Here is a 9,435-nt window from a genome sequence, read left to right on the forward strand (position 1 = left end):
CCCACGCTCTGCGCGGGAACGGTCGGTTAGGGTTTGAAGCCTTGCGACAGTAACCAACTCCGAACCATCCGCCCCTGCTCCACCGTCAACCCCGCCAGCACCTGCTCGGCCGGTTCGGTCTGCAACCGCCGCACCAACGGCGCCAGTTCAACCCCCTGCACATGCCAGATCCCCAGCGGCTGATCCGCCGTGATCACCACCTCGGCTTCATCGACAAACCCATCTTTCAACACCGGCGCCCGCTCAATTCTCAACGCCGCAAAATCCGCCTCGGCATGGGCAACTTCAGCATCCGGCCACTGCCGCCGTGCCTGCCAGAACGGCTGCTCCAGCCACCTCTGCTCATCGGCGTAAAAGTCGCGACCGATCCGCGCAAAGCGCAAAAACAGCTGCTCCACCCGCTGCTGATGAAACCGTTGGGCCAACGCCGCCCGTTCCGGTTTACGCAATAACGTGTTGATCACCGTGGGCGCCTGTAACGCTGAAGACAAGGACTGGAAAATGCCATTGCCCGACAGCGGATCCACCGCCATCGCGGCATCGCCGACCCGGATCCAGTGATCACCACAGACCTGCGGACTCAAAATCGCCGTGCTGCTGCGCGCATGCAGTTGGAGATCGGTCTCAGGCCCGGCACCGAAAAACTCACGCGCCCATGCCGAACCCTGACGCCGTGCGCGGCAGTAATCCGGCAACGTCGCCTTGCCTGGCAATTGCGCGCTGGCCACGTCCACCGTCCATTGCCAATAACACTGACCGTCGACCCGCCGCGCCATCCACGCCCAGCCGTCCTCAAGGCTTTCCACCGCGCTGGCGGTGCTGCCCGGCGTGCCTTGCCAACGATTGAGCAGGCTGACCGTCTCCGGCCCGCGCAGGCCTTTGCCCAGTGCGGGCGCCTGGCGTCCGCGGGCCTCTACCAGAAAATCCGCAAGCAGCGCCTGGCGCCCTTCAATCTCGACCCGATGCCCCACCCCCGAGGCCTGAACGCTCAGCACCCGCCCTTCAATCAGCTCAACACCTGCCAGACGCAGGTCTTCGCGCAAACCTCGGTCGAAACTCGGGCGATCCAACAGAAATTCGATGTTCTGCGCATGTTGCTGACCGTTCCACGACACCTGCCGCTGGGAGGGCAACGCCGCATCCGCCAACGCCTGCTGCAGGCCCGCGCCGCGCAAGGCCTCCAGTACCCGAAGCGAAACGCCTTCCAGTGCCGCAAACCGGCGCCACTCGCTGACCAGGGTCACCGCATAACCGAGTCGCCGCAAACCCAGGGCGACTGCCGCCCCGGCAGGTCCAGCGCCAAGAATCACAATCATGCGCCGAAGCGCCGTTCAGGGCCACGATAGCGGGCGTTCTCGCGCAGCCACTCGATGACGTGCTCGTTACTCGCGTCGGGATGGGCAACCAGGAAACTCGCAATATGTCCGCTCAACGCCGCACACCCAAGGCTCGCACCGGACTGTCCCGGATAGGTCCCATGCACGCACGCCGCGAAATCGGCCTGGGCACTGTTGAGCCACGACCATTCATGCTCGGTGCAACGCGCATCGCCGGTGACGCGCAGCACCTGTGGATAATTCGCCGGATACACACCCTCGCCCTGGGCCGGGCTGGAGGCACACAACAAAATGCCCCGCGCCACCGCCGCTGCGCAGGCTTCGCGCAACAGGCTGCGATCCTGGCGTAATCCAAGGCTCAAATTAATCAAGCGAACATCCTGCGCCACCAGCCAGTCGATAGCACTGGCGATCTGCAAGGCGCTGGTGACGCCGCGCTGGTCAAACACCTGCCCCACGCAAAACACCGCCGCAGGGGCTCGCCGCCCGATGGCTTCGATCACCGCGCTGCCGTGGCCCAGCGGGTCGTCACGCAAGTCGCTTTCGGCCAGGCCATCCTCCAGCAGCGAAAAACGCCGTCCGGCGATCACCTGCACCCGCTGCGCCGCCGAATGTCCGCTGTCGACCACGCCAATCCTTAGCTCAGGCTTCATGCAGCACCGCTTTTGAAATGAGTACGCCGTCGAGCAATTCAAAACGCACATCAGCATCAGCCAGCGTGGAAGGACGATGGCTGATCAGGATCCGCGTGCGCCCGGCAAACAGTCGGTCGATGGCCTCGATGACTTCGCGCTCGGTGGCTTCATCCACCGCCGAGGTCGCTTCATCCAACACCAGAATCAGCGGATCCTGCAACAACGCCCGGGCGATGGCGATCCGCTGTTTCTGCCCACCGGACAACTGCTGGCCGCGTTCGCCCAACGGACTGTCGAGACCTTCGGGCAACGATTCGATCAGGCTGTCGAGTTGCGCCAGCCTTGCGACTTCGGCAATCGCTTCACGGCTGGCGTCCGGCACCGCGTAAGCGAGGTTGTCGGCCAGGCTGCCGCGAAACAGTACGATGTCCTGACTGACCACGGCTATCCGCCGACGCAGCTGGAACAGGTCCAGTTCACGCAGATCGACCTCGCCCAGCAGCACCCGGCCAGCTTGCGGATCGTGATGGCGTTGCAGCAGATCGATCAGCGTTGATTTACCGACGCCGGAGCCGCCGCTCAGGGCGACTTTCAAGCCATAGGGAATTCGCGCTTCGATGCCGCGCAAGGTCGTCGGACGACCGGGATGGCTGAAGTGCACGTCGTCGAAACGCAACTCGCCAGAGGTCGGCATCGGCTTGGGTTCAACCGGTGTTAGCACGGTCGGTTCTTCACCGCGCAGTTCCATGACCCGGCCGAGGCTGACGGTCATCCGCTGAATCGCGACATAGAGCCCGAGCAGGCTCTGAACCGGTCCGACCGCCATCCCCAGGTACGTGGAAAACGCGATCAGCGCGCCCAGTTGCCAGGTCCCCTGCACCACCCAATAACCGCCAATCAAAAACGCACAGGCCCGGGACAATGACGTCAGCGTGCCGGGCACCGCCTGGGTAAAAAACTCGGTGACTTGCAGGCGCAGCAGCTGGCTCATATAGCCTTGACCAAGCGACTCCAGACGGCGCGATTCACGTTGTTGCTGGCCGGCAGACTGGATGAATTTCATTACCGGCAAGGTCTCGACCATGAACGAGGACATGTCCGCCGAGCGCTCGCGCAACTGCCGTACATCGCGCTCGACTTTGCGCCGCATCCAGCGCAGCCAGAGGATGTCGAGGGGAATCAGCACCAATGCCAGCAGTGAAAGTTTCCACGACAGGGTCAGCAGCATCGCCACCGCCACCACCAGGCCAACCACGCTCGATACCGCCGAGAACAGCGAATCCACAGCGAAGCGCTGGATCTCCGCAACGTCGCCATCGAGGCGCGACATCAGATCACCGATGCGCCGCTGTCCATAGAAGCTCGGTGACAGGGTTTGCAGATGTCGATAAAGGTCATCGCGCAGGGAGAACAGAATCCGCCCGGACAGGCGCGTGTGCAGGTAGCGATTGATCCCCGACAGCGCTGTGCCAAGCAGCCCGGCGAGAATCATCAATCCGGCAATCAGCACCAGCATCGGGAAGTTTTTCGCCAGCAAGCCATCGTCGATCAATAGTTTGGTCAGCCACGGCTGCACCAGCACCAGCGAAGAAGCGCAGACCGACAAGCCGAGCAGCCCGGCAATCGCCAATCGATGCGGGCGCACAAAACTGTAGAGCCAACGCAACGCCGCTTGCAGGGCTTCGGGGTTCTGGCTGTCGATCAGCCGAACGATCAAGCGCTGCATCACGAACGCAACTGTTTGAGCTTGCGATACAGGGTCGCGCGGCTGATGCCCAAGGCGTCGGCGGCGGCCGAGACGTTGCCCTGATGGCTGTCCAAGGCCTGGCGGATCAGCTCCAGTTCGTTTTCGCGAATGCTGCCCGATGCCGGGCGTTCAGTCGCGGTCAGTTCGTCGAGCATGCTGTCGGGCAGGTGGTCGAGGGTGAGCACCGTGTCCCCGGGTTCGCGCATGGCCAGCGCGGTGCGCAGGACCATTTCCAGTTGGCGAATGTTGCCCGGCCAATGGTAGCCGTCGAGCAAGCGGCTCAGATCGTCATGCAGGACCATCGTCGGGGCATCAAGTTTGGCCAGCAGACGAGCAACCAAACTGCTGAAATCCTCGCGCTCGCGCAGGGCCGGGAGCATCACGCTGATGCCGTTGACCCGGTAGAACAGATCTTCACGGAAGTGCTTTTCTTCGACCAGGCGCTTGAGGTCTCGGTGGGTGGCGCAGATCAGCGCGACATCGATGTCTTGTTCTTCGCCCGCGCCCAGCGGCGCCACTTTACGGTCCTGCAACACCCGCAGCAGACGGGCCTGCAAGGCCAGCGGCATGTCACCGATTTCGTCGAGGAACAAGGTGCCGCCATGGGCCTGTTGCAGTCGTCCGATCATGCCGCCACGACGGGAGCCGGTGAAGGCGCCTTCGCGGTAGCCGAACAGTTCCGACTCGATCAGGCCTTCAGGGATTGCCGCGCAGTTCACCGCAACGAAAGGTTTGTCACAGCGGGTTCCGGCCATGTGCAGCGCACGGGCGATGACTTCTTTACCGGTGCCGGTTTCACCGAGCAGCAATACCGGCAATTCATTGGCCAGCCCTTGGCGGGCCATGCGCAAGGCCCGGGCATAACGCACGTTACTGCCGGCCAGGGATTCGAGATCCGGTTGTGGCTTGGCGGTTTTCGCGGGGCTGCGCGGCGGTGTGCTGACGTTGATGGAACGTTGCGGCGCCCGCAGGGTTTTGTAGAAGAATTCGCCTTTGGCGGTCTGCAAACTGCCGACGCCACCTTGATGCAGACGGGACAGCAATTGCAGGCCATCGACACCGAGAAATTCCTCGCAACGCCGACCGACCAGGGCCGAACGCTCGGCACGCAGCAACTGACAGGCTTGCGCGCTGACCGCCAGGATCTGTCCGCCGAGACTCACCGCCAGCAGGCCCTGCCAAGGGGATTCAAGGTATTGCCGACGGCTGTGGAACGCGAGGACGATTTCGTCCGGGTAACTGGCGTTGAACACGCGGCTTTCGATCTGGCTGACGGCCATGGCCAGCAACGCGGTGCTGTCATGAACGCGGCCGAGGGGGCCTTCGCGGGTCAGATCAAGGACGCCGAGGATGTCGCCTTGGGGGCAATGGATCGGCACCGATGTGCAGGAGAAATCGCTGAGACGATCGAGGTAATGCTCGCCGCAATCGATCATCGTCGGCCGGGCTTCCACCAGTGCGGTGCCCAGTGCGTTGGTACCACGAGCGGCTTCGCTCCAGCAGGCGCCCAGGGTGATGTCTTGCAGGCCGCTGCCCTTGAGGCGGTCGGCGCGTCCTTCGACGGCGAGGATGGTGGCGTCGGAGTTGGCGAGGATGATCAGGCCTTCCTTGCCTTGGCGTTCAGCCAGGTAGTCGATGGCCGGTAATGCGGCGTCGATCAGCAGGCGATTGCTTGCCAACAGCACGTCGAGGCTGGCGCTGGATTCCAGCGCCAGTTCGTGCTTGGCGTTGAAATGCACGCCATGGCTGAGGCTTCGCCGCCACGACGCATCGATTTCTGCCCGCAGAACACCATCGGGGACTTCGCCCTCCAGATGGAGTTTTTCCCGGGCCAGCCGGGCTTCGCGGTGCAGCTTGGGAGAAGGTGTTTTTATTAGCGTCATCAAGCGCTCCGGATCGGTCCGCTTTGCGCCTTTCAAGTTCAGCGCCCTGCCGCAATCTTTACGTTAACGTCAGGGCGATGGCAAGTGCCTTACAGCACTTGCGTTCTGTCAGGTGGACCGAGTCATCGTTCTTCGCGGGCAAGCCTCGCTCCTACAGGGTTGAGGCGAACCAAAATTCCCCCCCAGGCAAATAACCTGTAGGAGCGAGGCTTGCCCGCGAAGGCGACGTACCTGGCCCCAATGATCTCAGAGCTGCCACACCTCGGCATTCACAAAAAACGCCCGGGCATTGTCCTCAAGACTCTCCAGGTGATACCCGCCCTCCTGCACAATCAGACACGGCAACCCAAGGCTACGAATCCGTTCGCCCAACACCGCGAACCCTTCACGGGTCACTGCCACTTTGCTCTGCGGGTCCAGTTCGAAAATATCGAACCCCAGGGACAGCACCAGATGGCCGCCGGAGGATGGGGTGGTGGGTTTCGATATTCAGCTGTTGTGGACCCGCGAGCAGAAGATGAGTCAAGCCGAAACGGTCTTCCTCGAGCTTCACAGCACATGCTCAGTATTCGCGAGACTGTGCTGTGAAACTTTGAGCGCTTAGACGTGAGGGTCGCCCGGAGCTTTGCTCGGCGTGGCGTATTGCGGCTTGAGATGGCCGTCCTGATCGAGTAACCAGGCGTCCATGATCTGCCGCACCACAGGGCCGGCGACGCGACCACCGGCCTCACCGTTTTCAATCATCACCGAGATGACGATCTTCGGGTGCTCGGCCGGGGCGAAGCCGACGAACAAGGCATTGTCGCGGTTGCGCTCCAGGGTTTTCGCCCGGTTGTAGCGCTCGCCTTGCTTGATCGCGACGACTTGCGCGGTACCACTCTTGCCGGCAATGCGGTACTGAGCGCCCTGCGCGGCGGCTCTGGCAATCCCGCGGGCGTCGTGCATCACCATCTGCATGCCATGGTTGACCTGCTCCCAGTCACGCGGATCCTTGAGCAGGATGTTCGGCATAGGGTGCTCGTCCACCGGCGCTACGCCATCCACGGTCTTTGCCAGGTGCGGTCGGTTCCACACACCTTTGTTGGCAATCAGCGCGGTGGCCTGGGCCAGCTGTAGCGGCGTGACCTGCATATAACCCTGGCCGATGCCAAGGATCACGGTTTCGCCCGGGAACCAGGCCTGACGGCGCGTAGCGCGCTTCCACGCTTGCGACGGCATCAAGCCGGCAGACTCTTCGAACATGTCCAGCGAGACTTTTTCGCCGAGGCCGAACATGGCCATGTAGTCGTGCAGGCGATCGATGCCCAGCTTGTGGGCCAGGTCATAGAAGTAGGTGTCGTTGGAGCGCATGATCGCCGCGTCCATGTCGACCCAGCCGTCGCCGCTGTGGTTCCAGTTACGGTATTTGTGATCAAAGTCCGGGAGTTGGTAATAACCGGGGTCAAAGACACGGGTCTGAGGGGTGACGACGCCAGCGTCGAGGCCGGCAATGGCCACCTCGGGTTTGATGGTCGAACCTGGCGCGTAGAGGCCGCGCAGAACGCGGTTGAACAGCGGCCGATCGATTGAGTCGTGCAGCGCCGCGTATTCCTTGAAGCTGATGCCGGTGACGAACAGGTTCGGGTCGAAACTGGGCTTGCTGACCATGGCCAGCACTTCACCGGTCGACGGATCGAGCGCCACCACCGAACCACGACGATCACCCAAGGCTTCCTCGGCCGCTTCCTGAAGTTTGACGTCCAGGCTCAGGACAATGTTTTTGCCGGGGATCGGATCGGTGTGCTTGAGCACTCGCAGTACGCGGCCCTGGGCATTGGTTTCGACTTCTTCGTAACCCACCTGGCCGTGCAATTGCGACTCGTAGAATTTTTCAATGCCGGTCTTGCCGATGGATTGGGTGCCGCGATACTCCACCGTGTCGAGGGCTTTGGATTCTTTTTCGTTGATACGACCAACGTAACCGATCGAGTGCGCAAAGTGTGCGCCAAACGGGTAATGGCGCACGAACTGGGGCTCGACATCGATCCCCGGCAGACGGAACTCATTGACCGCGAGAACCGCGATTTGCTGTTCACTGAGCTCGTAGAACAGAGTAACCGGCACGAACGGGTGGCGCGCCTGTTTCATGGCCTTGTCGAACAGTGTCCGGTCTTCGGCTGGCAAGTGCAGGAGGTTGACCACCTCATCGAGCTCCCCTTTGACATCGGAGGCGCGTTCGCGGGTGATGGTGAGGTTGAAACTGGGACGGTTATCCGCGAGGACTACGCCGTTGCGGTCGTAGATCAGCCCGCGGGTCGGGGTGATCGGCAGGACATGGACGCGGTTGTTTTCGGAGATTGTCGAGTGATAGTCGTATTCGACCACTTGCAGGACATACATGCGCACCACAAGTGCGCAGGAAATGGCGGCGACGAATAAGGCGCAGGCGATCAGCCGCTTGTTGACCAGACGCGTCTCTTTTTCGTGGTCCTTGATGGGTATCGGTTCGGGCATTTCTGTAGCGGCTCTATGACTAAAAAAGGAGGGCGATCCTTAGGCCTGCAAATCAATCCGTTAAAAAACGAGCTGCACCATACCAAAAACTGTGCAGTCACTTTAGTGGGATTTTCTCGAATGGTTGTCCTTGAGGGTCAAAACGACGGTCGGCTTTTTCTTTGACTCGTGCGTTTTGCTCAAGATTGATATTCCGATTCATGCATTTTTCTTGTAGATGAGCCTGTAGATACTGGGTGCATGTCATTCCATTTTGTTGTTTTGGAGTCTTTTCATGCATCCACGATTTCAACGATTACTCGGCTCGAATGGATTTTCCATCGGACTGGAACTGCCGCTGGATAACGATTGGTCCAATGATGGACAGCGGCTGCGGATCGCTCAGGATCGGCCTTTTGGTGTCCCCGACTTGAAGCAGCACGCGGCGATGGCACGTTTGGCTGACAACGCCGGTTTTCGCGCACTTTGGGTACGTGATGTGCCGGTTTACGACCCCAACTTTGGCGACGCTGCACAGGTCTTTGAGACCTTTTCTTACCTTGGGTATTTGGCCGGGATTACGGAGAACATCATGCTCGGTACAGCAGCGGTTGTGCTGCCATTGCGTCAGCCTTGGCTAACGCTCAAGGCCGCCAACAGTGTTGATGAACTGAGTGACGGGCGTCTGCTCCTTGGGGTGGCCAGTGGTGACCGGCCGATGGAGTATCCGTTGTTTGGGGTGGATTACGATCAGCGCGGGGAGATCTTTCGCGATACGGTTGAATTGATCCGCAGCCAGGGAGAAGGTCGTTTACCTGAGGGCGCTCGCCTGTTGCCGGAGCGAGATCAGCCTATGCCACTGCTGGTTGCAGGTCTTGGTCAACAATCACCGGCCTGGATTGGTGAGCACATGGATGGTTGGCTCGCCTACCCTGGTACGCCGGATGAGCACCGACGTCGAGTGGGGCTGTGGCGGGAAGTTGGAGGCGATAAGCCTTATATCAGCTTCGTACACTTGGACCTGACTGCTAATCCTCATACCCCCATGCGACGTGTGCGCTTCGGTGGCAGTTGTGGACGGCTGGCCTTGATTGATGAGCTTCAGGCGTTACGTGAGGCTGGTGTGCAGCATGTCGGCTTGCACATGCGTCGTAGCGAACGCCCTGTGGCAGAGGTTATTGAAGAGATAGCTGAATACGTTCTGCCGAAGTTTCACTAACGATGCTGAAAGCTGGGATAGCCCGTCGGCTATCCTTTTTTGTCACGCCACTTTCCTGCGGACAAAACAAAACCCCTACCTGCATACGCAGATAGGGGTTTCGGAATTTAATCTTGACGATGACCTACTCTCACATGGGGAA

The 9,435-nt window shown here is 60.8% G+C and carries 6 protein-coding genes and 2 pseudogenes; 2 read left to right on the plus strand and 6 right to left on the minus strand.

Annotated features, from left to right (window positions below; genetic code table 11):
• Positions 1–26 precede the first annotated feature (26 nt).
• From qhpG to FHL16_RS18495, 5 genes and pseudogenes are all read right to left on the minus strand, one after another.
• Positions 27–1,316 (minus strand): flavin-dependent monooxygenase QhpG, encoded by a 1,290-nt coding sequence (gene qhpG / locus FHL16_RS18475; RefSeq protein ID WP_077748920.1) that lies wholly within the window; start codon positions 1,314–1,316, stop codon positions 27–29.
• A complete protein-coding gene (gene qhpE / locus FHL16_RS18480; protein ID WP_077748921.1) occupies positions 1,313–1,990 on the minus strand; it encodes a subtilisin-like serine protease QhpE in 678 nt (225 codons plus the stop codon). The genes qhpG and qhpE overlap by 4 nt, the downstream gene beginning before the upstream one ends.
• On the minus strand, positions 1,980–3,698 hold the full coding sequence (locus FHL16_RS18485) for an ABC transporter ATP-binding protein (protein WP_010458394.1): 1,719 nt from the start codon (positions 3,696–3,698) through the stop codon (positions 1,980–1,982). Before FHL16_RS18485 ends, qhpE begins: the two co-directional genes overlap by 11 nt.
• Positions 3,698–5,602 carry a sigma-54-dependent Fis family transcriptional regulator gene (locus FHL16_RS18490; RefSeq protein WP_077748922.1) on the minus strand — a complete coding sequence of 635 codons (1,905 nt, stop codon included), beginning with the start codon at positions 5,600–5,602 and terminating at the stop codon, positions 3,698–3,700. Before FHL16_RS18490 ends, FHL16_RS18485 begins: the two co-directional genes overlap by 1 nt.
• A 246-nt stretch (positions 5,603–5,848) precedes the next feature.
• Positions 5,849–6,055 (minus strand): annotated as a pseudogene (locus tag FHL16_RS18495) (histone deacetylase family protein); the annotation flags it as partial.
• On the opposite strand from FHL16_RS18495, the pseudogene FHL16_RS18500 reads away from it, so the two are divergent.
• A pseudogene (locus FHL16_RS18500) lies at positions 6,054–6,190 on the plus strand (LysR family transcriptional regulator); the annotation flags it as partial. The pseudogenes FHL16_RS18495 and FHL16_RS18500 overlap by 2 nt on opposite strands.
• Positions 6,191–6,202: 12 nt before the next feature.
• On the opposite strand, the gene mrdA reads toward FHL16_RS18500, so the two are convergent.
• A complete protein-coding gene (gene mrdA, locus FHL16_RS18505; RefSeq protein WP_077748923.1) occupies positions 6,203–8,095 on the minus strand; it encodes a penicillin-binding protein 2 in 1,893 nt (630 codons plus the stop codon).
• A 274-nt stretch (positions 8,096–8,369) separates the two neighbouring features.
• Between mrdA and FHL16_RS18510 the strand changes: the two genes are divergently transcribed.
• The gene (locus tag FHL16_RS18510) at positions 8,370–9,293 is read left to right on the plus strand and encodes a TIGR03571 family LLM class oxidoreductase (RefSeq protein WP_077748924.1); all 924 of its coding nucleotides are present in this window, start codon (positions 8,370–8,372) and stop codon (positions 9,291–9,293) included.
• Positions 9,294–9,435 lie beyond the last annotated feature (142 nt).

This window comes from Pseudomonas sp. FSL W5-0299, assembly GCF_005930655.1.
GTDB classification, from domain to species: domain Bacteria; phylum Pseudomonadota; class Gammaproteobacteria; order Pseudomonadales; family Pseudomonadaceae; genus Aquipseudomonas; species Aquipseudomonas mandelii.